This is a genomic window from Nocardia terpenica (assembly GCF_013186535.1).
Taxonomy (GTDB): domain Bacteria; phylum Actinomycetota; class Actinomycetes; order Mycobacteriales; family Mycobacteriaceae; genus Nocardia; species Nocardia terpenica.
This window is the reverse complement of the sequence record NZ_JABMCZ010000002.1, coordinates 990,927-1,017,774: the sequence shown is the minus strand read 5'-3', so window position 1 is coordinate 1,017,774 and position 26,848 is coordinate 990,927. Positions and strand designations below refer to the sequence as shown.

Annotated in this window: 29 protein-coding genes; 13 read left to right on the top strand and 16 right to left on the bottom strand. The window is 65.5% G+C overall.

Going from position 1 to position 26,848, the window contains the following annotated elements; translation table 11 throughout:
• The first annotated feature begins 243 nt into the window (after positions 1–243).
• Entirely contained in the window at positions 244–1,065 is an 822-nt protein-coding gene (locus HPY32_RS16195) for an ADP-ribosyltransferase (RefSeq protein WP_156674054.1), read from the top strand.
• 11 nt (positions 1,066–1,076) lie between these two features.
• The gene (locus HPY32_RS16190) at positions 1,077–1,277 is read left to right on the top strand and encodes a hypothetical protein (RefSeq protein WP_067580200.1); all 201 of its coding nucleotides are present in this window, start codon (positions 1,077–1,079) and stop codon (positions 1,275–1,277) included.
• 549 nt (positions 1,278–1,826) lie between these two features.
• On the opposite strand, the gene HPY32_RS16185 is transcribed toward HPY32_RS16190, so the two are convergent.
• Entirely contained in the window at positions 1,827–2,219 is a 393-nt protein-coding gene (locus HPY32_RS16185; RefSeq protein WP_067580202.1) for a VOC family protein, read from the bottom strand.
• Positions 2,220–2,431: 212 nt separating this feature from the next.
• Entirely contained in the window at positions 2,432–2,686 is a 255-nt protein-coding gene (locus tag HPY32_RS16180; RefSeq protein ID WP_171982884.1) for a hypothetical protein, read from the bottom strand.
• Between the two features lie 154 nt (positions 2,687–2,840).
• Between HPY32_RS16180 and HPY32_RS16175 the strand changes: the two genes are divergently transcribed.
• Complete coding sequence (locus HPY32_RS16175; protein ID WP_156674057.1) at positions 2,841–3,806, top strand: hypothetical protein; 966 nt, start codon at positions 2,841–2,843, stop codon at positions 3,804–3,806.
• Here HPY32_RS16175 and HPY32_RS16170 read toward each other — a convergent pair whose 3' ends face one another.
• The 3 genes from HPY32_RS16170 to HPY32_RS16160 all read right to left on the bottom strand — a co-directional run bounded on the left by HPY32_RS16170 (position 3,807) and on the right by HPY32_RS16160 (position 6,313).
• Positions 3,807–4,520, bottom strand: coding sequence for a class I SAM-dependent methyltransferase (locus tag HPY32_RS16170; protein ID WP_082870757.1), 714 nt, complete (start codon positions 4,518–4,520; stop codon positions 3,807–3,809).
• A 357-nt stretch (positions 4,521–4,877) separates the two neighbouring features.
• Complete coding sequence (locus tag HPY32_RS16165; RefSeq protein WP_067580208.1) at positions 4,878–5,309, bottom strand: hypothetical protein; 432 nt, start codon at positions 5,307–5,309, stop codon at positions 4,878–4,880.
• Between the two features lie 194 nt (positions 5,310–5,503).
• Positions 5,504–6,313: an SAM-dependent methyltransferase gene (locus HPY32_RS16160; RefSeq protein ID WP_067580211.1), complete on the bottom strand. Its 810-nt coding sequence runs from the start codon at positions 6,311–6,313 to the stop codon at positions 5,504–5,506.
• 287 nt (positions 6,314–6,600) lie between these two features.
• Between HPY32_RS16160 and HPY32_RS16155 the strand changes: the two genes are divergently transcribed.
• Together HPY32_RS16155 and HPY32_RS16150 are read left to right on the top strand one after the other, a co-directional pair.
• Positions 6,601–7,290 carry an HK97 family phage prohead protease gene (locus HPY32_RS16155; protein ID WP_082870758.1) on the top strand — a complete coding sequence of 230 codons (690 nt, stop codon included), beginning with the start codon at positions 6,601–6,603 and terminating at the stop codon, positions 7,288–7,290.
• Between the two features lie 159 nt (positions 7,291–7,449).
• Positions 7,450–8,874, top strand: coding sequence for a phage major capsid protein (locus HPY32_RS16150; RefSeq protein ID WP_171982883.1), 1,425 nt, complete (start codon positions 7,450–7,452; stop codon positions 8,872–8,874).
• Positions 8,875–8,929: 55 nt separating this feature from the next.
• Here HPY32_RS16150 and HPY32_RS16145 read toward each other — a convergent pair whose 3' ends face one another.
• Both HPY32_RS16145 and HPY32_RS16140 read right to left on the bottom strand, forming a co-directional pair.
• Complete coding sequence (locus HPY32_RS16145; RefSeq protein ID WP_171982882.1) at positions 8,930–9,325, bottom strand: cystatin family protein; 396 nt, start codon at positions 9,323–9,325, stop codon at positions 8,930–8,932.
• A 712-nt stretch (positions 9,326–10,037) separates the two neighbouring features.
• Entirely contained in the window at positions 10,038–11,060 is a 1,023-nt protein-coding gene (locus HPY32_RS16140) for an IS110 family RNA-guided transposase (RefSeq protein WP_067577925.1), read from the bottom strand.
• 120 nt (positions 11,061–11,180) lie between these two features.
• Between HPY32_RS16140 and HPY32_RS16135 the strand changes: the two genes are divergently transcribed.
• The 5 genes from HPY32_RS16135 (at position 11,181) to HPY32_RS16115 (ending at position 13,082) form a co-directional block, all read left to right on the top strand.
• Positions 11,181–11,555, top strand: coding sequence for a hypothetical protein (locus HPY32_RS16135; protein WP_171982881.1), 375 nt, complete (start codon positions 11,181–11,183; stop codon positions 11,553–11,555).
• A gap of 86 nt (positions 11,556–11,641) precedes the next feature.
• Positions 11,642–11,884, top strand: a complete 243-nt coding sequence (locus HPY32_RS16130) for a hypothetical protein (protein ID WP_067580220.1) — start codon at positions 11,642–11,644, stop codon at positions 11,882–11,884.
• A 20-nt stretch (positions 11,885–11,904) separates the two neighbouring features.
• Positions 11,905–12,459, top strand: coding sequence for a hypothetical protein (locus HPY32_RS16125; RefSeq protein ID WP_171982880.1), 555 nt, complete (start codon positions 11,905–11,907; stop codon positions 12,457–12,459).
• The gene (locus HPY32_RS16120) at positions 12,456–12,659 is read left to right on the top strand and encodes a hypothetical protein (RefSeq protein WP_171982879.1); all 204 of its coding nucleotides are present in this window, start codon (positions 12,456–12,458) and stop codon (positions 12,657–12,659) included. Before HPY32_RS16125 ends, HPY32_RS16120 begins: the two co-directional genes overlap by 4 nt.
• A 159-nt stretch (positions 12,660–12,818) precedes the next feature.
• Positions 12,819–13,082, top strand: coding sequence for a hypothetical protein (locus tag HPY32_RS16115; RefSeq protein WP_156674061.1), 264 nt, complete (start codon positions 12,819–12,821; stop codon positions 13,080–13,082).
• A gap of 482 nt (positions 13,083–13,564) precedes the next feature.
• Here the strand turns inward: HPY32_RS16115 and HPY32_RS16110 are convergent, their stop codons facing one another.
• Both HPY32_RS16110 and HPY32_RS16105 read right to left on the bottom strand, forming a co-directional pair.
• Positions 13,565–13,966 carry a CBS domain-containing protein gene (locus tag HPY32_RS16110; RefSeq protein ID WP_373686649.1) on the bottom strand — a complete coding sequence of 134 codons (402 nt, stop codon included), beginning with the start codon at positions 13,964–13,966 and terminating at the stop codon, positions 13,565–13,567.
• Positions 13,967–14,518: 552 nt separating this feature from the next.
• Positions 14,519–14,776 carry a hypothetical protein gene (locus HPY32_RS16105; protein WP_067580229.1) on the bottom strand — a complete coding sequence of 86 codons (258 nt, stop codon included), beginning with the start codon at positions 14,774–14,776 and terminating at the stop codon, positions 14,519–14,521.
• 950 nt (positions 14,777–15,726) lie between these two features.
• Between HPY32_RS16105 and HPY32_RS16100 the strand changes: the two genes are divergently transcribed.
• Entirely contained in the window at positions 15,727–16,245 is a 519-nt protein-coding gene (locus HPY32_RS16100; protein WP_197696362.1) for a cation efflux transmembrane domain-containing protein, read from the top strand.
• A 146-nt stretch (positions 16,246–16,391) separates the two neighbouring features.
• Here the strand turns inward: HPY32_RS16100 and HPY32_RS16095 are convergent, their stop codons facing one another.
• Entirely contained in the window at positions 16,392–16,856 is a 465-nt protein-coding gene (locus tag HPY32_RS16095) for a GNAT family N-acetyltransferase (RefSeq protein WP_067580233.1), read from the bottom strand.
• 187 nt (positions 16,857–17,043) lie between these two features.
• Between HPY32_RS16095 and wzm the strand changes: the two genes are divergently transcribed.
• The gene (gene wzm, locus HPY32_RS16090; RefSeq protein WP_067584965.1) at positions 17,044–17,898 is read left to right on the top strand and encodes a galactan export ABC transporter permease subunit Wzm/RfbD; all 855 of its coding nucleotides are present in this window, start codon (positions 17,044–17,046) and stop codon (positions 17,896–17,898) included.
• A 178-nt stretch (positions 17,899–18,076) separates the two neighbouring features.
• On the opposite strand, the gene HPY32_RS16085 is transcribed toward wzm, so the two are convergent.
• Together HPY32_RS16085 and HPY32_RS16080 are read right to left on the bottom strand one after the other, a co-directional pair.
• Positions 18,077–18,433: a hypothetical protein gene (locus HPY32_RS16085; RefSeq protein ID WP_156674062.1), complete on the bottom strand. Its 357-nt coding sequence runs from the start codon at positions 18,431–18,433 to the stop codon at positions 18,077–18,079.
• A gap of 1,187 nt (positions 18,434–19,620) precedes the next feature.
• Positions 19,621–22,803 carry a type I restriction endonuclease subunit R gene (locus HPY32_RS16080; protein WP_067580236.1) on the bottom strand — a complete coding sequence of 1,061 codons (3,183 nt, stop codon included), beginning with the start codon at positions 22,801–22,803 and terminating at the stop codon, positions 19,621–19,623.
• A 98-nt stretch (positions 22,804–22,901) separates the two neighbouring features.
• On the opposite strand from HPY32_RS16080, the gene HPY32_RS16075 reads away from it, so the two are divergent.
• A protein-coding gene (locus HPY32_RS16075) for an IS5 family transposase (protein ID WP_373686648.1) occupies positions 22,902–23,707 on the top strand; the annotation gives its coding sequence in 2 pieces (ribosomal slippage) (positions 22,902–23,232 and positions 23,232–23,707; 807 coding nt in all).
• A 21-nt stretch (positions 23,708–23,728) separates the two neighbouring features.
• On the opposite strand, the gene HPY32_RS16070 is transcribed toward HPY32_RS16075, so the two are convergent.
• From HPY32_RS16070 to HPY32_RS16055, 4 genes are all read right to left on the bottom strand, one after another.
• Positions 23,729–24,540 (bottom strand): IS5 family transposase gene (locus HPY32_RS16070; RefSeq protein ID WP_253949787.1). Its coding sequence is split into 2 segments (ribosomal slippage): positions 23,729–24,202 and positions 24,205–24,540, totalling 810 coding nucleotides; the frame shifts between segments, so codons are not numbered across the junction.
• 249 nt (positions 24,541–24,789) lie between these two features.
• Positions 24,790–25,716, bottom strand: a complete 927-nt coding sequence (locus HPY32_RS16065) for a carbon-nitrogen hydrolase family protein (RefSeq protein WP_067580242.1) — start codon at positions 25,714–25,716, stop codon at positions 24,790–24,792.
• Positions 25,717–26,112: 396 nt separating this feature from the next.
• Positions 26,113–26,538: a YbaB/EbfC family nucleoid-associated protein gene (locus HPY32_RS16060; protein WP_067584970.1), complete on the bottom strand. Its 426-nt coding sequence runs from the start codon at positions 26,536–26,538 to the stop codon at positions 26,113–26,115.
• Positions 26,535–26,843, bottom strand: a complete 309-nt coding sequence (locus HPY32_RS16055) for a hypothetical protein (protein ID WP_067580244.1) — start codon at positions 26,841–26,843, stop codon at positions 26,535–26,537. The genes HPY32_RS16060 and HPY32_RS16055 overlap by 4 nt, the downstream gene beginning before the upstream one ends.
• Between the last annotated feature and the right edge of the window lie 5 nt (positions 26,844–26,848).

Below are 26,848 nucleotides of genomic sequence, written 5' to 3'. Positions count from 1 at the left end.
GGTCACAGGGTCTTTCGTCCCCGTTGTGCACAATCTTCGACCGCACGGAACCGTGGCCATACATCGACAGTCCGGTTCCTCCGGCGCCGCAACCGCCACACCGACCTGGCTCCATGCCATATCGCCGATGCAGCAGACGATCCCGCAACTACCAAGCAGCGTAAGGACTTCCGTCCGGGATCCCGAAAGAGGTGCGTGTGCAGGGCCGGGCGTACGCACCCGACAGCGGGGGAGGCCGCCTTCATGGTGAAGGCGACCTGGATGGTCGGGTCAGTCGGTGAAGGTGACGGTGTCGGGCTCTCGACGAGGACGCCGACGCAGTCGGGTATGGGGAAGGTGATGTCGAGGCCGTCGAGGTCGCGCCCGCCAGATCGCGCTGTTCCCGCGGCGCGCGGTGCTGCGGGTCGGGATGCCGCTGTCGCCACCGCCGCCAAATGGGCCGCCCCCATCCGTGCGGTCATCGTGGCGTGGAAAAGCGAGAAACGCATCGAGCAGGGAATCGCGATCGAGCAGGACCTCGTCGCCGAATCCCGGTCATTGCAGCAGATCGAGCACCTCGGCCAGGACCTGCAGAAGATGGAGGCCGACGCCGGTGCCGCCACCGCCCCCGCCGCGGTGAACCTCAACGCTGTGGATCGGGCGGCCCTGTGGGACTACACCGGCCCAGATGCGGAGAGGCTGAACTGGGTGCTACGCAACGACTGCGCCGGTGCCCGCGACAAACTGATCACCGACGACATCAACTCCGCGCTCGCGAAACTGCCCGACTACCAGGGGCCGGTCACCCGCCGCCTGACCTTGTCGGAGGAGGAGCTCGCGAAGTTTGGGGAAGGTAGAACCTGGACACCCAACGCATTCACCTCCAGCGCGAAGACCCCGGAAGCCGCATTCGACAAGCCGGTGGAGATGCAGATCCTGTCCAAGCACGGCAAAGACATCTCCCAGTTCGCGCGCAAACCCGAAGAGCAGGAAGTGCTGTTCGGCACGAACGCTTCCTTCGAAATCGTCCGCAAATTCGTCGATCCCGCGACTGGGCGTACCGTCATCCGAATGATCGAACGATAGGAGCACCACGCATGGCTGAAGAATACAAGGGCCACAGATTTTCCAGCCGCGAAGAGGACGGTCTGCCGCCGCTGTCGGCGGAGGAGATCGCCGACGCGGAACGGCAGTTCGATGCCTTCGACGCCCAGCGCAAGGCCACCCCGCCCGACAAGCAGATCCACCTGTCGGACCGGTTCGGCGACCACGACTTCGACGACGAACCACCCCGATAGCGGGCCGCGCGGACTGACCACCGTCCAGGACGGAGGGCGACTCGCGGACGGCTACACCAACCGCGCGATCGGCCTCATGCGCTCGGCCTTCGTATCGCTGAAATAAACCAGTGCACTGGGGAACTGGTCAGAACCGACCCGACGCGTCCGAACATACGGACATCGGACCTCATTCTGACCGGCTCCGGACACCTACTCCGGGCCCGCCCCGGCATGTGGCGAAAGGGGCGGGCGCCTGCGGTTCGCCGGACAGACGGCCCATAGGGCATTTGTCCGTGAGTAGCCCGACATACGCCTGAGACTGCATACGGCTCTGCAACGCAAGGCTTGCTAGTCGCTTGGGTGAGCCTTCTCGCTGCACGGCAGCACGTGAGTGAGCGCGCGCTTGACGCCGAACTGTCCGCCTCCGACATCGACACTTCTGGCACATCCCGGCCTCCGCGATCCGCACCTGGGCGCACCGAGGGCTCCTGCCGCGCCGACCCGACCGGGAAAGAGGTGTCTCGTCCGCGACGGCATGGCCGTGCATGCCGGACGCGGCGTGGACGGTCAGGCTGGGGTCAGCTGATGCAGTTCTACGAGGTTGCCGTCGGGATCGGACAGCATGGACTGCCGATGTCCTGGTGCCAGTGAGACCGGATCGGACACGGTCAGGCCCTGTGCTCGTAGCCTGTCCACCGCGGTGTCGAGCTGGTCGACGAGCAGGGCGAGGTGCTGGCCGTTGTCGGGCGGGACGGTGGCCTGCATGAGGTGGAGTTGCCGGTCGCCGATGTTGAGCCAGGCGCCGGGCCCGAGGTCGGGGCGATCGGTCCGCTGGGTTAATCCGAGTGTGCCGCAATAGAATTGCAGCGCTCGCTCCACGTCGCTGACGATGATGGCGACGTGGTGCAACGCGACAGCGATCGCGCCGTCGGCCTGTTGCTCGTGTGCGTTGTCGGACATGGTACTGACCCCTCTTTGTCGGATGTATGACATGTGGATGTCGGTGCTGGGCACCGAGATTCGCTGCCGGACGGGTGCTCGGTCGATGCGGCTCGGTGGTGACGCCCATACTGTTGATCTTGATTTTCGGCGTGGCAGGGCGAGGATGCTCACACCAGGCCAGGGCACCCCCTACGGTGCCCTGGCCTGGCGCGTCGGCATGGTCGGGCCGGTTATGAACGCCCGGTGTCGGTGGCCGGGCTGAGTGTGCGCAATTCCGCGGCTATGGTGTCGGCGGCGGCGTGACAGCCTGCGGCGTGCAGCTCGTCGATGCGCGTGCGCACGGCGTCGAGGCCGTAGTGGCGGACAACGTCGTGGAGATCGTGCCGCTGTCGCTGCGCCCCGCCCGGCGCGAGCACGGGGACTGCGCCGATATCGGCATACCGTGCACCGGGTGCGAGTTGCACGTGAAATGGATGCTGTGGCATTGCTGGTGATCCCTCCCATCACAAGCGAAAACTCCACCCCCGTAGGGGGTTTCGGCTTGCAAACCAGGGATCGCTCACCAGTCGGCGCTCGCCGAGTCTAACACCGGACGAAATGCTCTGAAAGCCTTGCCGTGCCGAACTAGCATGGCGCGCCATGGACCTACCACGCTTGTGGGTGGGGATCGACGTCATCGGCACTCTGATTCATGGTGAGATCGTCGTTCATTCCGCCGGGGGGCGTCGGGTCGCGCGGCGGCTGCGTCGCGTCGCGCCCAAACTGGGCTACGACTATCAGGGGGAGAACCTGTTTCGCGGTGTGGTCACCGACGCCATGAGCGGGCCCCGGATCGACTGCGCGCGCACCGCGGGCGGTATCGAATGCCGCCTGCACTGGGTTATCGCGTTCGACGGCACGGCGGTCGGGCTGGTCGTATGGTTGGCGCCCGGACCGGTGCCACCGCGACCGGTGTACAACTCCTGGACCATCGACCTGGCCCGCCTGATCACCGCTGGCGGTGGCGACAACCTCACCCTCTACGGCGTCAAACGCCAAGTGGGCGAATACAAACCGTTCCCGGTCCTGCTCAAGAACATGATCCCCGACGACGCCCCCGGCTTCACCGCCATGATTCACAACCTTCGCCACGAGCGGGAGGGCGTCCTGTGCGACACCCTGTGGTCGGTTCGGCCGGGCACGACCTGGAACCATTTGTGGTCCTCGGCCACGACTCTCGGCGCACCGGGGCCCGGACGCACCGTCTACGGCCTCACGACCCAGCTGCCCCATCGTGATCTCGACGCCCGGCTGGGCACTCTGGTCCGCTACACCGGCGCCACCCTGGTCATGGTCGACGTGGTCGATCGGGTCGTCATCAACGCCTCCGGCGATCTCGCCGAGGCACTGCTGGCCGACGAACAACGCCTGCGCGGCGTGCTGGCCCAGATCGACCTGGACGCGGTGATCGGCGAAGCAGACACCGAACCCGTTGTCGAGCAGATGATTTCGATCGAAGGGTCGTTGTTCCGGGCCGCGCTGTTCGCGTTGCCCGCCCGTCCCGTGCAGCCCGGTTCGGTGATCGCGATCCTGCTCGTCGCGGCACCGCAGCGCAGCTGGGACTGATCAGCGGCGCTCGGCGGCGTCGGGTCCCGGTGCGCGACGGGGTCCGCGGACCGTCCACAGCGCCGCCGAACCACGGGTGTGCACTTGGACGGACTCGAACGCCTGCTCGAGCGCGGCCACCAGGCCGTCGAGGTCGTCGGCGTCGTTGTGGTAGATCCCGTGCGCGCGAAGACGTTTCATCTCGGCGCGGCTGAACGGAGTGTGGGAGACACCAGTGTTCAGGACGGTCGCGCCGAAGTGCACGCCGTCATCGGCCATCACATCCGCAATGTGCCGGAATGCGGCGCCTTTGGTGTCCCAGCCGCCCGGCACGCAATGCATGAGCCAGGTCGCCGACACCGACCCGAACCGGCGGCGATCCACCGGCAACGGCTGCAGCACACTGCCCACCGCGGTCACCGGGTCGATGCCACGCCGGCGCAGCCGACGACTCGTCACCTCCAGCGACGGGCGATTCAGGTCGACCAAGGTGACCGCCGGACTGGTCGCAGGATAGCGGGCGTGACACAGATGCCAGCCGCTTCCGGTGCCGATATCCAGATGATCGGCACTCATGTTGCGGTTGTACAGATCCAGGGTGCGCCGCGGGGAGCAGCGCCAGATCAGGCCACAGTTGAACCACAACACCCGCACGTCGTACACCGCGAGCATCCGAGGCGAGTACACCTTCGCACCGTCACGCTCCGCCTGACTGATACCGGCCGTCGAATCCATTCCCGAAACTCCCTCGCGCCCACCAAGCGGGGCAACCCGAAAACAGGCACCCCCCACGGCATCTGCACCCAGGACGGGAATCACTCACCGACCCACTAGCAACAGTGATTGTAGCGTCAACCACCGCCTGCGCGGCCCGTCCACCGCGTGGTTTCCTCCGTCTCTGCTGCGAACAGATCCAGGCGCCTCACCCCGGAACCGCGCTCCCCAGCCCCTGCCGTGTCGAATTCACCCTTGCGGGCGAGGTACGACAAGACCGTTGGTCCGGGAAACAGCTCGACGGTGGCCGGTCGCCGCGTGTGCGAGGCTGCGGGTGTCACCGCGTACCGGCAGCGGCGAGGTGTGCGATGCGTCCCCTCATGAGGAGGTCTGGCTAAGCTCTCCGATGCGGATCATGTCCTGGGATGAGCACGGAGACAACCACATTGGCTGATCGTCCACGAGTCGAGCCTGCATCGGCTGGTTCCCGCCACGGCTGGGCGGCCAACTGATGATCTGCCCGTCGCGTCGCAGGTTCTCGATCACCTGCGCCTGTGCTTGGTCGGCCACCGTGACGACCGCCGCGTTGAAGGGAGCCTCGAGATCGAAAGCCAGAATCCCCAACTCGCGGTGGTCGACGATCAGCGTCGTCAACCACCGCGGATCGACGCAGCCGGTCGGTGCGACCGCTGTCGAGGTGGGTGGGCCTGCAAGTTCGACGCTGTACCCGAGTGTGAGTAGGTCATCGCGGATGGGACGAAACACGTCGACCAGCCGCGCGTCCAGCATCGCAGGGGCCCAATCCACCATCGTTACTCACCCCGAATAGACAGGAGTCGAGCGTGGTGAACGCGTTCCGGTGCCCCAGCCTCGACCTCGTCGCAGGAGCCGTTAGCCGAGATCGGCGGCGACGCGGCGGAAGATCTTGTCGTCGTTTCGTGCCGGGTTTCACGATCACGGCGCTCCGGGTCAAGGAAACCGACAAGCGGTGGCCCCCACAGTGATCACGGCTGTGTGATGCCCACGGCCCCCACGTAATTCGCGCGCCGGGCCTCGGCAGGGGTGACCGGTGTCTCGGGCCGCCACGCGTCCAGGGGCGCGATTCCCGGTTCCAGCAGGGTGTAGCCGTCCATGAGCGCGGCGACGTCGTCGACGGTCTTGAACACCGCGCCAGGAGTATTGGTGCGTCGCATCACCGACAGCACCTGTTCCTGCTGCTCGGCGGTCAGGGTGAACGCGACCGCGTGGGAGATTCCCAGCGCACTTCCCGGACAGCACGCGTCGCGGTAGGCGGCGATCAGCGCGGCCGGATCCACCTCTTCGAGTAGGTCGAGTACGGCCATCGCGAGGATCGCGACCGGGCGGGTGAAGTCGAGCAGGCCGGACTCGCGTGCGGTGGCCAGCACATGGTCGGCGTCGCGTAGATCGGCCCACAGGATGGAGGTCTGTGGTTGGTCGGCGAGGACTTTGTGGGCGTAGTCGACGGCGACCGGTTCGCGTTCCACGTACACGACCCGGGCGGCCGGGTTGTGGCGTAACGCGATCTCGTGTGGGTTGCCGACGGTCGGTGCGCCGGAGCCGAGGTCGAGGAACTGGTCGATGCCGCGTTCGCACAGTGCGGTGACGGCGCGGCCGACGAACGCGCGGTTGGCGCGCGCCCACTCGCGGCTGCCGGGCATGCCGGACGGGATGGCGTCGGCGGCGTGGCGGTCGATCTCGAAGTTGGCGCCGCCGCCGAGCACGTAGTCATACATCCGCGCGATGTTCGGCGTGTCCAGATCTGCCGTGTCGGTCAGCCTGTACCGCGATCCCATGATGCCGCCCTTCCTCAACCAGTGGTCGTCTGCCGTGCAGGGCGTCCGCGCAATCCACACCGCTGTACCCGCCCGCACACCCTCGCCCCAGCCAACCACAGTCGGACCCGACCGGTCCGGCGCTCGGTGTGACACCGTGCCGGAAAGTTTTCCACCGGGTTCCACCGCACGCTCACTGTCGACTGCCTGGGAGTTCTTGGCGCGCCACAGAATTCGTGTTCACCAGCGACGTTCAGGGGGCTTGACGAGACGGTTCGACCTGGGCGGCTTCGAAGCCGACCACGTCTATCTTCGGCGGCCCCGCCGCGGGCGGCTTCAGCGAGATCGTCGCGCCCGGCGCGTTCGACCGCACGCTGAAAGAACGCGCGGACGTGCACCTGTTGATCAACCACGACGGGATGCCGTTGGCGCGCACGAAATCCGGCACCCTCCGCCTGGGCGCCGACAGTACTGGCCTGCAAGTTGAGGCGGATCTGGATCGGCGGGATCCGGATGTGCAGCGGCTGGAGACGAAGATGGCGCGTGGCGACATGGACGAGATGAGCTTCGCGTTCCGGGTGAAAGACGATGTGTGGAGCCAGGATCAGACCGAGCGCCGCATCACCGAAATCTCCCTGCACAAAGGCGATGTCAGCGTCATGAACTTCGGCGCCAACCCCGCCACCACGGCGTCGCTGCGGGCGGTGAGTCTGCGCAGTGTCCTGGAGGTGTTGAGCCGCACCGGATTCGAGTCCATGCTCGCCGAAGCCCGCGCTGTCGGCCCCGATCGTATCGGTGACGCCCACGAGCTGCTGGCGCGGCTGCACCACGAACTACACCCCACCTCGACCCCCGAACCCGTTGTGGCCGAACAGCCCACCGCGCCCGAGCCGACACCCGAGGCCGCGCCCGAACCGCAGCCGGTGGCGACGCCGCTGAAGCGGACGTTGCGCCTCGCCGAGCTGATCACCCTCGGCAACGGTACCGACCTGAAGTAATCCACAGCCCTCCACAGCTTGATCCCCAAGCGCGCGAGCGCTTCCCGACTCCTGGCACTGGAGAAGGGGCTGTTTTCGAAGCCCTGGCACTGGGCGGACATGGCCTGGCACTGGCCGCCATTCCCCTTGTTTCTCCACATTCTCCAGGAGTCGTTTTCTATGGATAAGCGGCTGAGCCTGCTTACTTCTACCCGAGAACAGCGCACCGCCCAGCGCGAGCAACTGCTCACCGAGCGCAACGCGATCCTGTCCACCGTCGCCGACGAAGTCCGCGAAGACCTCACCGAGGACGAGGACACCCAGTTCCGGGAGCTCACCGACCAACTGCGGTCCATCGACGCCGACCTTTGCACGATCGATGAGCGGATCGCCGAGATCACCGACGAGATCGACCGCACCCGCCGCGTCGAGGAAGGCACCCGCGCCCTGCGCCGCGCCCAGGAAACGCACGTGCGGGTGGGCGGCGAACCCGCGACCTACACCCGCGGCAACGGCCACTCCTACATTCAGGACCTGGTCCGGTTCTCGTTCCGCTTGGACGCCGACGGCGCCGCCGAAACCCGCCTGCGCCGCCACGGCGAGGAGGTCGCCCGCAGCCCCGAGTACCGGGACCTGGATCGCACCGACGGGCACGGCGGGTTCTTCGTCCCGCCGGTCTGGCTGATGAACCAGTTCCTCGACCTCGCCAGGGCGGGACGCGCGGTAGCCAACCTGGCGCTGACCGACGTGCTGCCGCCGGGCACCGATTCGCTGAACATCCCGACGGTCGCCTCCGGCACCAGCACCGATATCCAGGCCGCCGACAACACGCAGGTCTCCGACACCGATCTGGCCGACACCTACGTGTCCGCGCCGGTGCGCACGATCGCGGGCCAGCAGGACATCGCCGTGCAGCTGCTCGATCAGAGCCCGATCACGTTCGATCAGATCATCTTCTCCGACCTGATCGCCGACTACGCCACCAAACTCGACATGCAGACCATCAGCGGCTCCGGCACGGCCGGACAGGTCCTCGGCATCCGCCACACCCAGGGCATCCAGACCATCACCGCCACACCGACGGTGCAGGGAGTGTACGGGGCGATCGAACGCATCCACACCACCCGCTTCCAGCCACCCACCGTGATCGCCATGCACCCCCGCCGGTGGGCAGTTCCTGTCCCGGCTCGACGAGCACATGCGCCCTCCTGTTGCGCCGCAACAGAACTCGCCAGCCAACGCGCTGGGAACCCTCGGCGCGGTCGCGGCCGAGCAGGTGGTCGGGTCGTTGCACGGGCTGCCGGTGGTCGCCGACCCGAACCTGCCCACCAACCTCGGGGCGAAGACCGACGAGGACGTCATCCTCGTCTTGCGCGCGAGCGATCTGCGCTTGTACGAGTCCGGGATCCGGACACGGGTGTTCCCGTCCCCGCGGTCGGCGACGCTGACGACGCGGTTGCAGGTGTACAGGTACATCGCGTTCACCGCGGCCCGGTATCCGCAGTCGATCGTCGATATCGGCGGACTCACCACACCCGACTTCACCCACTAGAGTCGCTGCCCGTCCACCGGTGGGTGTGGTGGGCAGCGCACGGGGGTCGGTGAGCGTGGTGTCCAGTACGATCACAGCCGCGGCTGCGCAGCTCCCGTCGCATTCGGGTCAGCTGATCGGTGTGCAGTGGAATTCCACGAGTTGTCGGAAGTTTTCCCACTGCTTTTCCCAGATGAGCATGGTGCACAGGTCGGTTTCCTTGGGGTCTTCGGCTGTGACCGTCACTGTCAGCCGGTAGTTTGTTCCGGCGACGACCTGTGTGGATGCCTCCGCGACGGTGTCCAACGCCATCCGGCGATGCGCGGCCTGAGAACCGTTGTCCACGCCGAACTGCGCGAGTGCCTGCACGTGGGCGTCGTTGGGGTCGGCTGGATGCCAAGCACCGGGCTGGGCTTGCGCGGCCGCGGGGGCGGCCAGGAGCAGGCCAGCGAGCGCCACGCCTGTGAGGAGAGCACGCCGCCCCGCGGGCTTGCGTGCCGTCGTGGTTCGCCGTAATTGTGTCATCGAAACGTCCTCCTTCATCGTGTACCAGGCCGAGTTCGCGGACTCGGTGACGCTGCGGGCTTCGGCGGTCTTGCTCGATCGTCCCGACACAGAGCCGGCGTGTGTCCGCCTGCGCCTACCAGCGAAGCCAAGAAAATGTCCGTTTTCACGAAAACATGTCCAGGCACGTCGCCATAGAGTCGGAAGTCATTGGCGTAGAAGAAGACTCGTCAGTCGGGCCGATATCGTCGCCTCGATCCACCGACCGGTGGTTCTGCACGGTCGGCACGCCGACAGACCCCAACCCGTACAGGGATCACGGCATGAAAATCCCGCACCCGCCGGTGCGGTGTGCGCCCGGCATCGGTCCGGGCCCCTCGAACCCCCCTACATTCCTGTAAAGGGCGGGGCCGGTCAAGCGGTCGTGTGACTATTTCCGCTGGCTGCCCGCAGTGTGTTTTGTGGTGGGGACGCGTGTAACCGCCTTCCCGGGTGGTGCAGGGAAGTTGCGAGAGGGGTCGGTGATTCGGTTTGTTGTGTCGTCGTTCTCCAGGTCGTCGATGAGTTGACGCGTCAGGCCGGGTGGTCCCGGCTGTCGTGCATTCCTTCGCCTGCGACAGGGTGGGGCGTGGAGCTCTGCGACACGCGGCATACAGGGTCAATCAGAAATTCGACCACGCCGTCACGGGGGCCGGAAGGAGGGACGACCACGTGCATGCCGCGGCCGGGATGCTCACCCCGCGTTCCTGGCCAGCGCCCGGATCTCACCGTCGCGCAGGCCGTAGTAGACGAGGATGAGCAGCTTGCGGGCCGCCGCGATCTTGGCGATGTTGCGCCCGCGCCGGTCGGCGATCCGGTCGCGGTCGGCGCGGATCTTGGTGGTGCCGCCGACCTGAATGGCTTCCACCAGCGCCCACCGCAACAACCGGGACCCCTGCTTGGTGATCTTTCCGCGGTGCACGGTGGTGTCGGATTCGCGGTGGCGTGGGGTCAACCCCGCCCAGGAACACAGCTGCGCGGGCCCCCGGAACCTGTCCACCTCACCGATCTCGGCCACCAGCACCGCCGCCAGCACCGGGCCGATCCCGGGCAGCTGCTGGATCGTTCGGTAACCACGGTGGCCGTCGAGCCGGGCCGCGATCCGGGTGGTGAACGTGTCGACTTCGGTGTCGAGGACATCGATCAAGTCCAGCAGCGATCTCACCCGCTGCGCGTAGACCTCGTCCAGGCGGACCTTGGCCAGTCCGGCCCGTCCCTGGACCCCGAACAGATCGGAGGCCGGGATGAGCACTCCAGCCTTGGCCAGCACGCCGTGCACCTGAGCCTTGAGCCCGGACCGCAGGTTCACCAGTTTGGCCCGGTAACGCACCAACTCCCGAAGCTCTCGGGTCGGCGGTGGCGCGATCCACGCCTCGGGCAACCGGCCCATCCGCAACAGATCCGCCAGGTCCGCGGCATCGCGCACATCGTTCTTCACCCGCCGATGCTGAAATCCCTTGACTCCCAACGGATGCGCCAGATGCACCGTGGCACCGCACTCTCGGAGCGTGTCCACCGCCCAATACCAGCCGTAACAGGCTTCCACCACCACCTCCGGCGCCGGACCGGCCTGCCGGATCTGTTCCGTCAGCACCGCCGGATCGTTGGCGATCTTGACCACCCCGATCCGGTTGCCGGCTTCGTCCAGTCGGACGATCACCGACCGGCGACGATGCAAATCAATACCCACGAACTGCTTTCCGCCATCCTCGTTCACCAGGGGCCTCCACAAACTGTGCGGAATCTGACACCCCAGCATCAGCCGAGACGCCACAGGAGCGGGAGACCCCGCCCCTTACATGGCATCAGGGATGGGAGGCAATGCCCGATGCGGCATTTGATGATCACCGCCGGTGATCTGACCATCGAAATCACAAGAGAGGATCCTGTGAGTAATCAGGACACCATCGACGCCATCACCGCCCAGCTGACCAAGGTCAAGACCGAGATCCTCGGCAAGATCGACCAGCTCGAAAACAGTGGCGGCACAGCGGATTTCGCCGCACTGAAGGCACTGATCGACGACCTGGACGCCATCGTGCCGGACCAGCCCGACACCGACAAGCCGGACACTGATAAGCCGGATGCGGAGCAGCCGGGCACCGAGCCGGGTACCGACGAGCCCAGGACGCAGCCGGGTACTGATCAGCCGGGCACCGATGCGGGTACGGCCCCGCCGGGTGTCGACCCGAATACCGGCGAGCCCCTCTGATCTGTCGAATACCGCTGGTGGCCTTGCGGATTCCGCAAGGCCACCGGGCGGCTCACCTGCCGGACATGGGATGAGGAGCCCTGCTGATGCCCCGTGACATCGAAGCCGACTACCGCCGCGCCTACCTCGAGCAGTACCAGCGCGCCCACACCGCCGGACGCACGGGCGAGGCCGACCGGATCGCCGCCGTGCTGCGTGCGCGATTCGGTCATGACCCCGCCCCGGCCGCTGTGGTACCGGAACCCGGTGAGGGCCCGCCGCGTCGTGGGCGGGGCCCGAAGACGCGGGCGGCGGCCGAGCCGTTGCCGGAGACCACGGCGGCGGACTGAGCGTGAATCCGGTTGAGCCCGTGGCGGATCCACCCGCGCCACTACCCCCGCTGGCTGGTGCGCGGGAGCTGGCCGATTACGAGGCGGGTAGTCCGGAGCCGGCGGTGGCGGTCGCGAACGCGCTGGTGCGGGACTGGTGCGGCTGGCATATCGCCCCGACCGTCACCGAGACGTTGGTGCTGAACAGGCCCGGGACCGCGGTGCTGATGCTGCCGACCTTGCACCTGCTCGATGTCCACACCGTGACCGAGAACGGGCACCCGGTCGATCTGGAGCGGGTGCGGTGGTCGGGCTCAGGCTATCTGCGTCGCGACACTCCGTGGACCGATGGCGAGGGTGGTGTGGGGGTCGGGATCACGCATGGCTGGCCCGACCCTCCACCGGTTGTCGCTGCCGTCGTGCTCGGCATCGCCAAACGCGCTGAGGATACCCCCGCCACCGCGATCCGAGCCCGCACCGCCGGACCGTTCAGCGAAACCCTCACCACCCACTCCGACGGCTCGATCGGCGGGATCACCCTCACCCCGACAGAGCGAGATCTGCTCGCCGTCTACCGGATCGTCCCGATCGGATGAGTTTCCCGCTGCGCGGCGTGGTCGGCCATCACCGCTACCGCGATGGCGGACTCGACACTCACGGCAACCCGGCCCCCGTCTACACCCCGCCCCTCGATGCCTACGGCACCCCGGTTGCGGTGTATGCGTGGGGACCGGCCCGCTCGAGCGAGCCAGCCGTGGCGGGCCACGATCGCGTGATCATCGACGTCGAGATCTAAGCGCCTGCCGGCTTCTCGCCCGCGCCACGGGATCTGGTCGATCTGCCCGCCGGGCCGGCGGGGCGTTTCGAGGTCGTCGGTGTGGCCGCCGACGCCAACCACGGCCCGTTCGGGTGGGCGCCGGGCAATGTCATCACCGTCAGAAAGGTGGACGGCTGAATGCCGAAACCGACACTGTCCTGGAACACGAATGCTTTCTACAACCTACGCCGCGGCCCGAAGGTGGTGCGGGAGCTGGAATCTCGTGGCCGTCGCGTCGCCGCCGCTGCCGGGGACGGGTTCGCGATGCGATCGGCTCAAGGCGCACGCCGCCCGGAGGGCCGCTGGCGGGTCACCGTGTTCCCCGCGACGGCGAACGCCGCCCGCCGCAACGCCCGCGACAACACCCTGGTCAAGGCGCTGAATTCCGCCCGCGGACGATGAGACCCGTGCCGGAGCTGGTGGAGTTCCCGGCGGTCGAAACCGTGGTCGTGGCCTACCTGACCGCGCGGCTGGCGGCTCGCGGGGATCCGGCGAGAATCGCGACCGCTGTTCCCGATCCACGCCCGTCCCGCCTGGTCCGGGTCACCGCCGCCGGTGGCGGCAACGACCGGCTGGTGCTCGCGGCACGCACGGTGATCGTCGAATGCTGGGACATCCGCGAACCCGCCGCCGCCGAGCTCGCCGAACTGGCCCATGCGACCCTGCTGGCCGCCGCCCGCGACCCGGCCGAGCACCGCTTTCGCGCCGTCACCACCGTCGGCGCGCCTCACAATCATCCCGACCCCGACACCCGCGATATCAGTGCACGGTCTCGATCGACCTGCGCGGATACTGCCCGCCAGGGCGACCGGGCACTGCCGCACTGCCCGGAGGCTGCGACCGAGTCCAGTCTTTCGGATGCCCGTCGGGCTGTTGAGTGCAGGTCAGTGGGGGACGGCGATGGATGCCACGAACCTCGCCAGCTGTTTGTCGTCGATGTTCTTCGCCAGATCGGATTCGCAGATCATGCCGATCAGGCGCTTGCTGGCCTGGTCGATCACCGGCAGTCGTTTGATCTGGTGAGACTCCATGATCTGCAGGACGTCGCGGACATCGGCATCGCCGTCGACCCATCGTGGGGTGCCCTGAGCCAGATCACCCACCCGAACCCGGGCGGGGTCGCGTCCCTCGGCCACGCAGCGCACCACGATGTCGCGGTCGGTGAGCATGCCGATGAGGCGGTCATTGTTACAGATCGGCAGGGCGCCGACGTCCTGGTTGCGCATTACCTGCGCGGCGCGATCCAGGGTTTCATCGGCGGGGATGCAGGTGGCGTCCCGGTGCATGATGTCGCGGGCCTTCATAGCTTTCACGGCAAACCTCCTGACTCGAATGCGTAAGGAGCCTGCACTTCCATAAGCAGTCATATCGTGACCTGAATCACAACCAAGGTCAATACGGGCTGCCGGACCGAAACGAATGTGAGCGCCGCCAGTTTCAGATGAATACCAAAAGCAGGCACGTGTTCACCGCACCCGACCCCGGCAGTGTCCGCCGGCTTCTCTCCGCCCGCATTGTCGAGATCATGAACCCTGTTTCCCGACCGGGCCCCCGAGTTCGGCAGTCGGACAACCCTTTCGAGCAGGTCCGGCCCTTTCCTGCACCTGAATTTCATGGCAAGTTCGGTTGCCAACGTTTACGCCGCCATGCCCCGAGCAACCGGCACGCTGTCCGTGCCGTCATCACCATCGGCGCGCCTGCCAATCATCCCGACCCTGACACTCGCTGTCCGCGATATCAGTTCACCGGCTGCCCGACCGGTTTCGACCGGGTGGTAGGCGGCGCCGGTGGCGTGGTGCGATCCGGGCGGAGGTATGTCCCGGGCAGCCACGCCCGGTTCAGGGTCCGCTCATCCCGCCGCTGAACCCGCCCATCTGCCCCATTGGCGGGGATGGGAGCTTGATGCGCCGGTTGTACTCGTCCAGGTACGCCTGCTTCCAGCGGGGCCAGTCGAGGTAGGCGTCTCCTGCGGTGGCTCGATAGCGCCGGTACTGTTTCTTCTTCGTCAGTGTCAGTGTCAGCGTCTGCTGTGCTTCTCGCGCGGCCCGGCGGGCTTGGTCCAAGCCACGCGCCAACTGCTCGCGGGTGAGTTCCACGGGAGGATCGTCGAAGATGCCAGGCCTGCGATGCCACACGGGATCTCCTCCGCTGCCCATTCACGGTCCCGGTCCGCCCGTGCGAAACGCTGTTCCAACCGAGGCGACCGGGCCCGGGGATCCGCATTGAGTGTTGGCGCGGATACGTCGCAGGACGCGGGAGATCAGGCCGTTTCCTCCGGGGACGGGACGGGTGTACTGGTCGATAGCGAGTCCAGGGATGCTGAGGCTGTTGGCGGCCCACCATCCACCGAGTGCCTCTCCGGCCGGGGGAGGGATCAGGATCCAGAACGGCGCGATCGCTAATGCCGCTGCGGCGCTGGCTGCCATCTTCGCGGTGTCGTTCTTGCTGAAGTATACGTGACCTGTGATTATGCCCCAGTTGCCCCAGGGTCCGTTGGGGCCCATGGCCTTTCCCGGCGGAGTTTTGCGCTCCTTCACCGGAGTCACCGGCGCCGCGACCGGCGGGGCCGGAAGCGCCGGAGTGGGGACTGGAGAGGGTCCCGCCGGGACAGGCAGGGACGGAGACGGTTGCGCGGGCGCGGGTGCGTCGGCGGGTGGACCGGGAAGCGGCGGGTGCTGTATGGGTGGCGTGGGTTGCTGGGTTTGCGGACGTGCTGGCGCGGGAGCGTCGGGTGCGGGGACGATCGGGGTGCCGTTGCCCGGTGCGACCGGCGGTGGCGTGAGAGCGCCAGCATTCGGCCCGCTACTGTTCCCGGTGGGTGGCTGCCCCGGCATGACCGGCGTCGGTAACGGCTGGTGGACGGCGGGCCCGGCGGGGCGCTCGGCAAGGGCGGTTTGCCGACACGGCATCCGGACCGCTCGGCCGAACGCCCGATAGTGCCGAATGGCTGTGTGAGACTGCCGTGGTGACCTAGAGAGATGTCATCACCCGTGCCGACCTGCTGCGCCGGGGCTTCGCGCTCGAATACGCCACCCTCGCGTGGAACGTGCTCGGCATCGTGATCCTCGCGGTCGCTGCGATTTCGGCGAGATCGGTCGCGTTGGCGGGGTTCGGGCTGGACTCGTTGATCGAGATCGGTGCCTCGACCGTGGTGATCTGGGAACTCTCCGGCACCGGGGAAGCACGGCAACGACTCGCGCTGCGGCTGATCGGCGCCGGGTTCGCCGCGCTGGCGGTATATCTGCTGACCCAGTCGACCGTCGTGCTGGCCACCGCATTTCATCCCGCGCATTCCCCGCTGGGCATCGGGTGGACCGCGGTGACAGCGGCGGTGATGTTCGCGCTGGCGGTGGGCAAAGCCCGTACCGGTGCGGCACTCGACAACCCGGTGCTGACCACCGAAGGACGCGTGACCCTGATAGACGGCCTGCTCGCCGCCGCCGTGTTGGTCGGCCTGCTACTCAACAGCCTGCTCGGCTGGTGGTGGGCCGACCCGGTAGCCGGATACGTACTCGTGTTCTACGCGCTGCGAGAGGTGAAAGAAATCTTCTCCGGAGATCACTGATCGCTGCGGCGCACCCGAAACATCCTCAATTGCCGCGTTCCGGGCGTTCAGCGCGCCGTAACCATTGGCCGCCAGCCGATCTCGCGAACATCCGATAGTGCCAATTATGCGCCGTGACCGGGTGCGAATGCGTGGTTGTAGCGACGTCAATGGTTGAGCGAGGTCTGTAGCAGTTGATTCGATACCGCGAACCCGCGACGGGAATACGCCGGGACAGCTCGCGGGCTGGAATGGACTGTGACGCGCTCCAATCCGAGCTGGCGTGCGAGTTCGGTCAGTGCGTCGATGAGTTCGCTGCCGAGCCCGGTGCCGCGTCGATCGGGTACGAGGTAGACACACTGCACGTCACCGGATGCGCGTTCCAGCAGGCGCGGAGTGGGTACGCGTTGTGTGATGGCAAGCCACCCCATGCCGATCACCTCGCCGTCGTCGGCGACGACCAAGCAGCGGTGCGATGAGATATTGGCTTGCGCCCAGTGCGCAAACCACTGAACGAACTCGTCGTGCGTCGTGGTGGGGGTGCCGTCGTTCTCCAGCAGCCATCGCCAGCGAAGCCCGGCAACAGAGGGAAGATCGCGGTCCACCGCGGGTCGGATAACGATCGAGTTCATGTCGGCAGTCTGCCGAGGCGCGTGGCCGGGCGCATCCGAACATCACAAAATGTCGCATATCGCGCGTTGGTCGACCGGCCGGATTGGCTGGGCGGCATGGTCTTCCAACGCGCGCTCATGCTGATTGCGTGATGTAGGCCGCTGGTGGAACGGTTTGTTCGGTGAGTGTCCGATAGTGTCGGTGGTCGTGTCCGCGAGTGTTGTCACTACCGCCGAGCCTGTCGCTGATCCTGGAAGCCTTCGGCGGGCAGTGGGTGATCTTGCCGTTGGGTTGCGGCAGCGTCAGTTGTGGCTGGTTTTGGGGTGGCAGGACATCAAACAACGCTATCGCCGGTCGGTTCTGGGCCCGTTCTGGATCACCATTTCTACCGGGCTGCAGGCCACGGCGATGGGGCTGTTCTATGCGCTGTTCCTGCATCGCCGTATCGATGAGTATCTTCCCTACGTCACTGTCGGCTTGTTGGTCTGGAACCTGATCTACGCCGCCATCGTCGAGGGTGCCGAGGTATTCATCGCCAACGAAGGGCTGATCAAGCAATTGCCCTCGGCATTGAGTGTGCATGTCTACCGGCTGGTCTGGCGGCACCTGCTGTTCTTCGCCCACAACCTGGTCATCTATGCGGTCATGGTGGCGGTCTTCGGGATCTGGCGGCACCTGAATTGGACGGTGCTGCTGGCGATTCCGGCCATGGCCGTGCTGACCCTGAACGCGGTATGGGTCGCGATCGTGTTCGGCATCCTCAGCACCCGCTTCCGCGACATCAGCCTGTTTCTCGGCAGCACCACCTTGATGCTGTTCGTCCTCACTCCCGTCACCTGGCCCACCGATCTCGCCCAGGGCACCGGAGCTGTCGCCGAACGCCTTCGCTTCGTCGAACTGATTCCCACCTACCACTACCTGGCTATCATCCGGGCGCCTCTGCTCGGCGAACCTCTCCCAGTACGGCACTGGTACATCGTCGGCGTCATCACCCTCGCCGGATGGGCACTGGCGGTCGCCGCCCTGACCAAATACCGCGCGCGAGTGCCGTACTGGGTGTAACCGCTTCCCCCGCATGAGGTCCGGGCGCCAGCGAGTAGCGAAATCCGCCATCGCTGTCTCGACAGACCTGTCAGGCGCTACGGACGGCTGGATGTTTTTCCCGCCACGCAAGATCATCAGCAAACATGCTGTGCCGCATATCGATCGAGTGCGGTCTTCTTGCCCGGCTTCCCCGGGTTCAGCCGCAGCCGTGGGCGTGGCGGCCGGGTCTTCGTCGGCTCGTCGTGTCGTGGTGGGGGACAACGAGAAACCCGCCCGGTGGGGCGGGTGTGGGGCGAGGGGTTATGGCTGTAGTGGCTGATGCCCCACTTCGCGTGGGGAAGTAGCCGATCAGTTCGTCGAGCGCGGCGTGCAGGGCGGGCTGGGCGTCGCCGTCGTGGTCGGCGTCGGCGAAGTAGCGGCCGGGCGCGACCGCGCAGGAGTCGTCGAAGACGTTGCCGTCATCGTCGACTTCGGCCAGGAACCAGCCGCTGTAGTTGTTGTTGTTCATCTCGTCCTCCTCGTCGTTGTCCGGGTGTTTGCCCTGCCTCACCATGAACGCTCTCTCCGGCGCGGAAGTCAACTCGCTGGCTAGCAAAAGTGATTGTCCCGCAAAGTAATCCAGCACAAAAGCGACCGAAGCGACTGGCTCCGGATGGGAGTCGGGCTCCTGTCGCCGGACTCCATTCGGGCACACCATTTCTCGGTGATCATCCCGGCCGGGGTCTTCATCGGCTGGGCCGCCAGCCGACCGCGCTGCGGGCAGGGCCGGGACGAACCCGCCCTGCCCGCAGCGTGTCCTACGCTCGGTTCCGCGCGGGCGGGACGTGCCCGTGCCGGCTAACGATCGCTGCCCACGCTTGGGAGTCGATTCCGGTGGGCCGTACGAGATCGAAGTTGTCCATGATCAAGCATTCGCGGTTATGAGGCAACCGCTGGAAGGTTGCCTGTGGCGTAGAGGTGGTGACTGCTTATCGCGTCTGCCAGTAGGAACGTAACTGTCCCGCCAGTTGCGCGACGATCGCAAAGGTGACGATCGTGGGCATTGGTTGAGGCCACAACTCTCAACGCGACCCTTAGGGGAGAAGATCCCCTATCCCGAGGCCTGTTGACGCGGTCAACAGGCCTCCACCTGCGAAAACAAGCGTGGTTACGCCAAAGAGGGCTTCCATCAAGCCTTTTGGTCAACAGTGCTGAACGATTGCCAGCAGAGTGGGAAAGCGGCGAAAAATGCCCCTGACCAGCCGTTTGAGCTGGGTCAAGGGCGTTTGCCACAAGCGGAGGATAGGGGATTTGAAACCACCCGTTTCCGCAGGTCAGAGTCATCTTTAGTGCGTTTTCGCTGCATTTCGGTACCGTTCAGGACAATTCACGACACAAACGTTCGCTCCAGGTGTTGACGTGGTCAACGGGGTCCGGCGAGTCATTTGTCGCGAAATCTGTAGCTGTCCATCGGGTTTCGGCGCCGTCAGGTGCGTTCGGTGGTGCTGGTGATCCCTGGCTGAGACGGGCCTCACACCTGCGTTTTATCGATGTCGTGACGCAGTCACGCCTGCATTCCTGGCTGGGCGCTGTCGAGCCGGGAGGTCGTCGATCATTCGCTCGGAGAGGCCGCGGCAATTGCCTGGCGATCTGCGGTGTTACTTGGACTTGGTGGGCCGACCTCGTCGCCAGCAGCAGGCCGGGCCATTGCACGTGACGACTGTCAATAACGTCTGCTCCAGCGGTTCCTGCTGCGCGGTGCTAGTTGGACTCGTCCTCGGCAACCTGTTCTGCTTGCTGGAGGATCAGGTTGGTTGCTGAAGCTTCTTGGTCGGGTGGGTAGCCGTGCTTGAGCAGGAGGCGCTTGATCCTCGTGCGGAGCTTAGCCCTGACGGTCTCCTTGATATTCCAGTCCGTCTTGGCATCCTCGCGGATGATGGCGGTCAGTTCGTGGGCGATCGCGCGCATAGTCGCGTCCTGCATCGCGATGCGGGCGGATTCGTTGTCTCTGAGAGCGTCGTAGAAGGCCAGCTCGCTGTCGGTGAGCCCGGTTTTCTCTCCGCGCTCCTTTTGGGCCTTGATCGCCTGTGCGATCGCGACGATCTCTGCCATCACCTGCGCGGCGTCTATGGTGCGGTTCTGGTACCGGTTCATCGACTGGGCCAGCATCTCGGAGAACCGTCTCCCGGCGACAATGTTGCGCTTGCTGATCACCTTCACCTCGTTCTGGATGAGGCGGCGTACGGCTTCCAAGCGGGCGTTTTTCAGATCGGCGGTTTCAAACCGCATCTTGAACTCGTCGTCGATGACCGAGATGTCGGGCACGTCGATCCCAGCTTCGGCGAACAGGTCTATAACGCCGGAGCCTGAGATGTGCTCGGAGACGATCTGCCGGATCGCGGTGTCGAGTGCGGCGTCGGACTCGCTGCGTCGGGCGTCGGTCTCAAGCTTGGCGAGCTGGCCACGGACAGCGTCGAAGAACCCAATGTCTTCGACGATCGCGTGTGCCTCGTCGGAAGTTGGCACGAGCGAGTACAGCTTCTTCAGGCGGCTGGCGTGCGCCATGAACCTCTTCTTCAGGCTCGGCTGACCGTCGCTGTCGTCGTCGAACTCCCCGGGTTCGGCGTCGCCGGTGTCGTCGGTTGATCTGTCTGTCTCAAGCAGGTGGTCGACGACAGCAGTGACCGCGTACAGAAACGCCTTGTGCCCGCCGTCGCCGAGGATCGTCACCCAGTCCACGCCGTGCAGCAGGTCACTGCAGATCGAGTGTTCGACGAGCATCTCCGGGATCGCCGCCTGACGCACATCCGCGCCGATGACCCGTTCACTCTTGTCCCGCGGGGTATAGGTGGCAAGCGCGTCGTGCAGGTCGTTGGCAATGCCGATGTAGTCGACTACCAGGCCGGACGGCTTGTCCTTGAACGTACGGTTGACGCGAGTTATGGCCTGCATCAAGCCGGCCGAGCGCATCGGCTTGTCGATGTACATGGTGTGCATCGGCGGGGAGTCGAACCCGGTCAGCCACATGTCCCGCACGATCACCATCTCCAGCGGGTCGTCAGGGTTGCAGGCGCGGGCTTTCAGGTCGCGGCGCTGCTGCTTGTTGCGGATGTGTGGCTGGAAGCGCTCCGGATCGGTGGCGTCGCCCGTGATGACGACCTTGATCGCCCCGGTTTCATCGTCATCGGAATGCCATTGCGGGCGTAGCTTTACGATCTCGTCGTACAGGTCGACGGCGATTCGGCGGGACATCGTCACGATCATGCATTTACCTACCAGCACGGAGTTGCGAGCGTCCCAGTGCGCGACGATGTCGACGGCGAGCTCTTTGATCCGCTTCTTGGATCCGACGATCGCCTCGACCCGCGCCCACTTGGTCTTCAACCGCTCCGCGATCTCCTCCTCCGAGCCGACCGTCGCGTCGTCGAACTCGTCGTCGATCAAATCGCGCGCGTCCTCCGGTAGCTCGACCCTCGCCAACCGCGGCTCGTAGAACACCTTTACCGTCACACCGTCGGCGATCGCCTGCGTCATGTCGTAGACATCGATGTACTCGCCGAAGATCTCCTCTGTCGAGCGGTCCTTCTCATCGATCGGTGTACCGGTGAACCCGATGAACGAAGCGTTGGGTAGCGCGTCCCTGACGTTGCGGGCGAACCCGTCGATGAGGTCATAGTTCGTGCGGTGCGCCTCGTCGACCATCACCACGATGTTGTTGCGCGGCGATAGGGTCGGGAACTTCCGGCCCGCCTCCCGGTCTGCCTTGGTGAGGCCGAACTTCTGAATGGTGGTGAAGATGATCCCGCCGGACTCGCGGCCACTGAGCAGCTGTTTGAGGTGGTCCCGCGAATCGGCCTGAACGGGTGCTTGCGGCAGCGGCGAGCCTGGTTTCGAGGAGGCAAAGGTGTCGTCGTAGAGCTGGTCATCGAGGTCGTTGCGGTCTGTGAGGACCACCACCGTGGGGTTTTCCATTGCCGGGGCAGACATCACCAGGCCCGTGTAGAACGCCATCTCCAGCGACTTGCCCGAGCCCTGTGTGTGCCACACCACCCCGGCACGCCCGTCGCCTTCAACCGCTGCGACGGTATGGTCCACGGCTTTCTTCACTGCCCAGTACTGGTGGTACTTCGCCACCGCCTTCCGAGTCTTTATGCCCTCTCCAAAGGTGGCGACGAAGTGCCGGCACAAGTCGAAGAACACGTCGAGGCGGAACATGCCGCGGGTGAGCACCTCGATCTGCGGCATCTTGAGTCCGTCACGATCACGGGGATCCCGGGTGTGCCCGTCGATCGTCTTCCAGGCCGCCCAGTGGTTCCACGGGGCGCTGAACGATCCCGCCAGAGCCTCGACGCCGTCGGAAACGACGGACACCTGGTTCCACTTGAACACATCCGGGATCTGCGACCGGTACGTCTGCGTCTGCTGGTATGCCCCCTTGACGGTTGCGTATGCCTTGCCGGTTCGCTTCAACTCGAACAGTGCCATCGGCAGGCCGTTGACGAACAACAGGATGTCCGGCCGCCGAGTCTTCTTCGGCCCCTGGATCGAGAACTGGTTGACGGCCGCCAGATCGTTGTTGGCGAGGTCATCCCAGTCGATCACCCACGCCCGCGCCGCCCTGGCGCTGCCGTCGGCGTCGCGATACTCAACCGGAACCCCGTGGATCAAGAACCGATACGCCCGCCAGTTCTCCGACTCCACCGCTGGAGATTCGACACGCTTCACCGCCGCGATAACGTCCGCCACCGCATCGGGCGGCAGATCAGGGTTCAGCCGGACCACGGCGTCCCGCAGGCGGTCCTCCAGGATCGTCTCGCGGTAGTCCGCCCGCTCGGCTTTCGGCTCTCCAGGCGCGATATCCGGGCCGAAGAGGTGCTTCCATCCCAGCTCACCGAGCAACTCCAGAACCCATTGCTCCAAGTCGTCCTCAGTCGGAGTCGACATCTACCCCACCCCTTTAGACCGTGTCTCACATGGATGTAATCCGTTTTGCCTGCACCGAGATTGGTTGTGTTGCATGATGTTCGGTCGTGACGGATGTGTTGTCGCAGCGGTTGGTGCCGGACGAGTTGTGGGAGCTGGTCGAGCCGCTGCTGCCGGAGTTCGCCTCGCGCCCGCAGGGCGGCGGCATCGCCCCGACCGACCAGCGGGCGGTGTTCACGGCGGTGGTGTATGTGTTGACCAGCGGGTGTGCGTGGCGGATGCTGCCGGCCTCGTTCGGTGTGAGTGTGCCGACGGCGCATCGCCGGTTCACGGTGTGGACCCAGGCCGGCGTGTGGCGGCGACTGCACCGGGCGATACTCGACGAGCTGGGCAGCCGGGGCCTGATCGACTGGTCGCGGGCGGTAGTCGATGCGGCGAGCGTACGGGCGAAAAAAGGGGCGATCTGACCGGGCCGAACCCGACCGATCGCGGCAAGCCCGGCTCCAAGCAGCACATCCTGTCCGATCGGACGGGAATCCCGTTGTCCGTGGCGGTTTCGGCCGCCAACGTCCACGACTCCCAAGCGCTCAAACCGTTGGTGAAAGCGATCCCGGCAGTCCGGTCGCGACGTGGCCCGCGGCGACGCCGGCCGGGCAAGTTGCACGCCGACAAGGCATACGACCAGCCCGAACTGCGGCGGTGGGTGCGCCACCGGGGCATCGCAGTCCGCATCGCCCGCAAGGGAATCGAGTCCAACCAGCGACTCGGCCGCCACCGGTGGGTGATCGAACGCACCGTGTCGTGGCTGACCGGCTACCACCGGCTCAACATTCGCTACGACCGCAAGGGAATTCATTATCTGGGCTTCCTGACGCTAGCCGCCGCACTCACCTGCTTCAAGAAGCTGATGAAAGCGGCCATATGAGACACGGTCTTAGACCATGTCTCACATGGTCGCTTTCGCTTTCACAAGCTTCTTGAAGCAGGTGAGTGCGGCAGCCAATGTTAGGAAGCCCAGGTAGTGAATTCCCTTCCGGTCGTAGCGGATGGTGAGCCGGTGATATCCGGTCAGCCACGAGACGGTGCGTTCGATCACCCACCGGTGGCGGCCGAGTCGCTGGTTGGACTCGATTCCCTTGCGCGCGATGCGGACTGCGATACCACGGCGGCGCACCCACACCCGCAGCTCGGGCTGGTCATAGGCCTTGTCCGCGTGCAGTTTGCCCGGCCGGCGCCGCCGTGGTCCGCGCCGCGACCGCACCGCCGGGATCGCTTTCACCAACGGTTTGAGCGCCTGCGAGTCGTGGACGTTGGCCGCCGAAACCGCCACCGACAACGGGATTCCCGCCCGATCGGACAGAATGTGCTGCTTGGAGCCGGGCTTGCCGCGGTCGGTCGGGTTCGGGCCAGTCAGATCGCCCCCCTTTTCGCCCGCACGCTGGCCGCGTCGACCACCACCCTCGACCAGTCGATCAGTCCCCGGCTGCCCAGCTCGTCGAGTACCGCTCGGTGCAGCCGCCGCCACACTCCGGCGTTGGTCCACACCGTGAACCGGCGATGCGCCGTCGGCACGCTCACCCCGAACGAGGCCGGCAGCATCCGCCACGCACACCCGCTGGTCAACACATACACCACCGCCGTGAACACCGCCCGCTGGTCGGTCGGAGCGACACCACCGCCCTGCGGACGTGGACTGAACTGCGGTAGCAGCGGTTCGACCAGCTCCCACAACTCGTCCGGCACCAGCCGCCGCGACAACGCATCCACCACGACCGAACATCATGCAGCACAACTACTCTCAACGAAACAAGAATGAATTACATCCATGTGAGACATGGTCTTATTCCGTCGCGCCCAATTCGTCGGTGAGTCTGATCGGAGGATGACGGTCGCCACTGAGGAGCGGCCCACCTCTGGCTATAGGCAACGCAAGTGATCGGTAGCCGACGTGAGTGCGTCCAGCGCCCGGCCCGCGACCCGTTCCGCCGCGACATGAGTCGTCGGTGTTCACAGTGATGTGCGATCGGTGGATCTCGGATCGCTGACGACTGTGCCGCTGTGGAAGTGTCCCGACTGAGCTCGGTGGCGCCATGCCGCCGTCGAGTCGTACAGGGCTTCGTGTGTGTCGACGGTGGAGAGGAGGACGCCTGGCGTGTTGCGCTGCAGTCGTCCGAGGCAGATTCCGTCGGCCCGGACGAAGAACGCGGGCCACAAGCTTTCGGGCGCGGACGAGTTCGGGCAGCTGATCCACAGGTGATTGCAGGCGGCGGCGGCTGTCATGGCGGCAGGCATGGTGATTCCCGGATAGGTGTACGTTGCTGCGGGGTTGAACCACTCGTAAGCGGAACCCATACCGGCTCCGATCGCGGCGACCGTCTCCGACGACGCATTCGCGGCATGAAAGGAGTGGAACACAATCTGCACTCCGTGCTTCATATACTCGCGGTACAGCTCCGGGAAGCGGTAGTCGTAGCAGATCAACGCTCCGCACGACACCCCGTTGACCTCCCAGACGGTGGGGTGGTCACCGGGACTGTAGTGGGCAAGATCGCCGCTGCGGCCGTCGATGTCGCCCGAGCAGAAACGTTTGTCGTACCGGTCGACAACGAGTCCGTGATCGTTGATCACGTAGAGACTGTTGTGTGGCTTGTTCGCGCCGCTGAGCGGATGTGCAGAGCCGATCACGACCCACAGGCCGAGCTCTCGCGCCACCTCCATCACATCAATGGTCGCGGCTCGCAGGCGATCCCAGTCGAAGCCGTCGAACGAGTCGAAGTCGCTTCCTGCATAACCCGACAACGCTCCCTCGGGAAAGTGAGCGACATCTGCACCCTCTTCCTTCGCCAGTCGCATCTGGTGAACGACATGGCGCAGGTTTGCCGAGATATCGGCACTCACCGCGAACTGACACGTCGCCACCCTTACCGCCGCCATGAATCCTATTGTGCCCGACAACGTCTGATTGATCGCCCGAGAATGCATCCAGCCGCTTCCGAGCGCACCCACATAGCCGCATGGCGCGCGGTCTCAGTCAGGCGCTGATCTTCCGCCGCTCCGCCGTTGGCGATTGACGTTCGAGTGGCACCATGGACTCCGGTTAGCGTTCGGCCAGTCGTGCCTGCCGCCTGAGCTGGACACGGCACAGATCGACAACCCTCTTCATGGTGTTGCATTAGACGCAACACTGTTGCAGGAGACTCGATTACCGCTGGTAGGTGAGTTCAGGGTGGGGGGGCAGCTCGCCGCGGACATCCGCTTTGCTTGCACGTCACGCCCCAGGCGCAACCCGGCTGCGTGTTGCATCGAACGCAACACTGCTCACTTCTGGTTCTATCGCCAGCCGCGTCGGTTCATCTGCTCGTAGTAGGCGTCGTCGGCAGCTTGTATTTCCGCCTCGGTCTTGGGGCGGCGCTCGGGTTCGAGATCGGCGGATGTCTGCCGTGTCTGGAGTAGTTGCTCGCGGATGCGTGGATCGGTTTTACGAATCAGTTGCTCGGCTTTGGTTTTCGCGTCGGCTCGGGCCTTGCGGTAGCTATCGATGATGGCCTGGCTGAGTTGGCTGCTGGGCCAGCGCATCGCGGCGGGTGCGATCTGCAGGTCGGTGATCTCGCCTCTGACGTCGATCTCGACGGTCACGCCGCGTACCTCGCCGCGCGCTCGTACGGTGGCGGAGGCTTTGATCAGCTGCTGGTTGCGGTGGCGGATCTCGGCGAGATCATCTTGCAGCTGCTGCTCCCACGCCGACAGATCGGTCATCCGGGCCACCCTTCGAGGTACTGCTCCAAGGTGATGTCGTCCATCGTGTCTCCGCCGGTTTGGCGGTATTGCGCAATGGTTTCGAAGTCGGGATCGTCGTCGCTGACAACCTCGACGCCGTCATATCCGTGCTCGGCGATGAATTTCCACAGCGCCTTGGTCAACAAGGCGTTCTCGGAGTTGCGCCCGCCTTTACCGTCTTCGCGGCTGAAGTAGTTGACCTTGCCATCAGCCTTTTTGACTGCTTTGCCCAGGGCGAGCAGAGTCTTGCTGGATCTGCTGATGAGGTAAGCGTATTCGGCCACATGTA

What these genes read in the sequence shown, in the direction of transcription:
- HPY32_RS16195 (WP_156674054.1), top strand. Translation starts at nt 244, where the DNA reads ATGGTGAAGGCGACCTGGATGGTCGGGTCAGTCGGTGAAGGTGACGGT.
- HPY32_RS16190 (WP_067580200.1), top strand. Translation starts at nt 1,077, where the DNA reads ATGGCTGAAGAATACAAGGGCCACAGATTTTCCAGCCGCGAAGAGGAC.
- HPY32_RS16185 (WP_067580202.1), bottom strand. Translation starts at nt 2,219, where the DNA reads ATGTCCGACAACGCACACGAGCAACAGGCCGACGGCGCGATCGCTGTC.
- HPY32_RS16180 (WP_171982884.1), bottom strand. Translation starts at nt 2,686, where the DNA reads ATGCCACAGCATCCATTTCACGTGCAACTCGCACCCGGTGCACGGTAT.
- HPY32_RS16175 (WP_156674057.1), top strand. Translation starts at nt 2,841, where the DNA reads ATGGACCTACCACGCTTGTGGGTGGGGATCGACGTCATCGGCACTCTG.
- HPY32_RS16170 (WP_082870757.1), bottom strand. Translation starts at nt 4,520, where the DNA reads ATGGATTCGACGGCCGGTATCAGTCAGGCGGAGCGTGACGGTGCGAAG.
- HPY32_RS16165 (WP_067580208.1), bottom strand. Translation starts at nt 5,309, where the DNA reads ATGGTGGATTGGGCCCCTGCGATGCTGGACGCGCGGCTGGTCGACGTG.
- HPY32_RS16160 (WP_067580211.1), bottom strand. Translation starts at nt 6,313, where the DNA reads ATGGGATCGCGGTACAGGCTGACCGACACGGCAGATCTGGACACGCCG.
- HPY32_RS16150 (WP_171982883.1), top strand. Translation starts at nt 7,450, where the DNA reads ATGGATAAGCGGCTGAGCCTGCTTACTTCTACCCGAGAACAGCGCACC.
- HPY32_RS16145 (WP_171982882.1), bottom strand. Translation starts at nt 9,325, where the DNA reads ATGACACAATTACGGCGAACCACGACGGCACGCAAGCCCGCGGGGCGG.
- HPY32_RS16130 (WP_067580220.1), top strand. Translation starts at nt 11,642, where the DNA reads ATGCCCCGTGACATCGAAGCCGACTACCGCCGCGCCTACCTCGAGCAG.
- HPY32_RS16120 (WP_171982879.1), top strand. Translation starts at nt 12,456, where the DNA reads ATGAGTTTCCCGCTGCGCGGCGTGGTCGGCCATCACCGCTACCGCGAT.
- HPY32_RS16115 (WP_156674061.1), top strand. Translation starts at nt 12,819, where the DNA reads ATGCCGAAACCGACACTGTCCTGGAACACGAATGCTTTCTACAACCTA.
- HPY32_RS16110 (WP_373686649.1), bottom strand. Translation starts at nt 13,966, where the DNA reads ATGCACCGGGACGCCACCTGCATCCCCGCCGATGAAACCCTGGATCGC.
- HPY32_RS16095 (WP_067580233.1), bottom strand. Translation starts at nt 16,856, where the DNA reads ATGAACTCGATCGTTATCCGACCCGCGGTGGACCGCGATCTTCCCTCT.
- HPY32_RS16085 (WP_156674062.1), bottom strand. Translation starts at nt 18,433, where the DNA reads ATGGTGAGGCAGGGCAAACACCCGGACAACGACGAGGAGGACGAGATG.
- HPY32_RS16080 (WP_067580236.1), bottom strand. Translation starts at nt 22,803, where the DNA reads ATGTCGACTCCGACTGAGGACGACTTGGAGCAATGGGTTCTGGAGTTG.
- HPY32_RS16065 (WP_067580242.1), bottom strand. Translation starts at nt 25,716, where the DNA reads ATGGCGGCGGTAAGGGTGGCGACGTGTCAGTTCGCGGTGAGTGCCGAT.
- HPY32_RS16060 (WP_067584970.1), bottom strand. Translation starts at nt 26,538, where the DNA reads ATGACCGATCTGTCGGCGTGGGAGCAGCAGCTGCAAGATGATCTCGCC.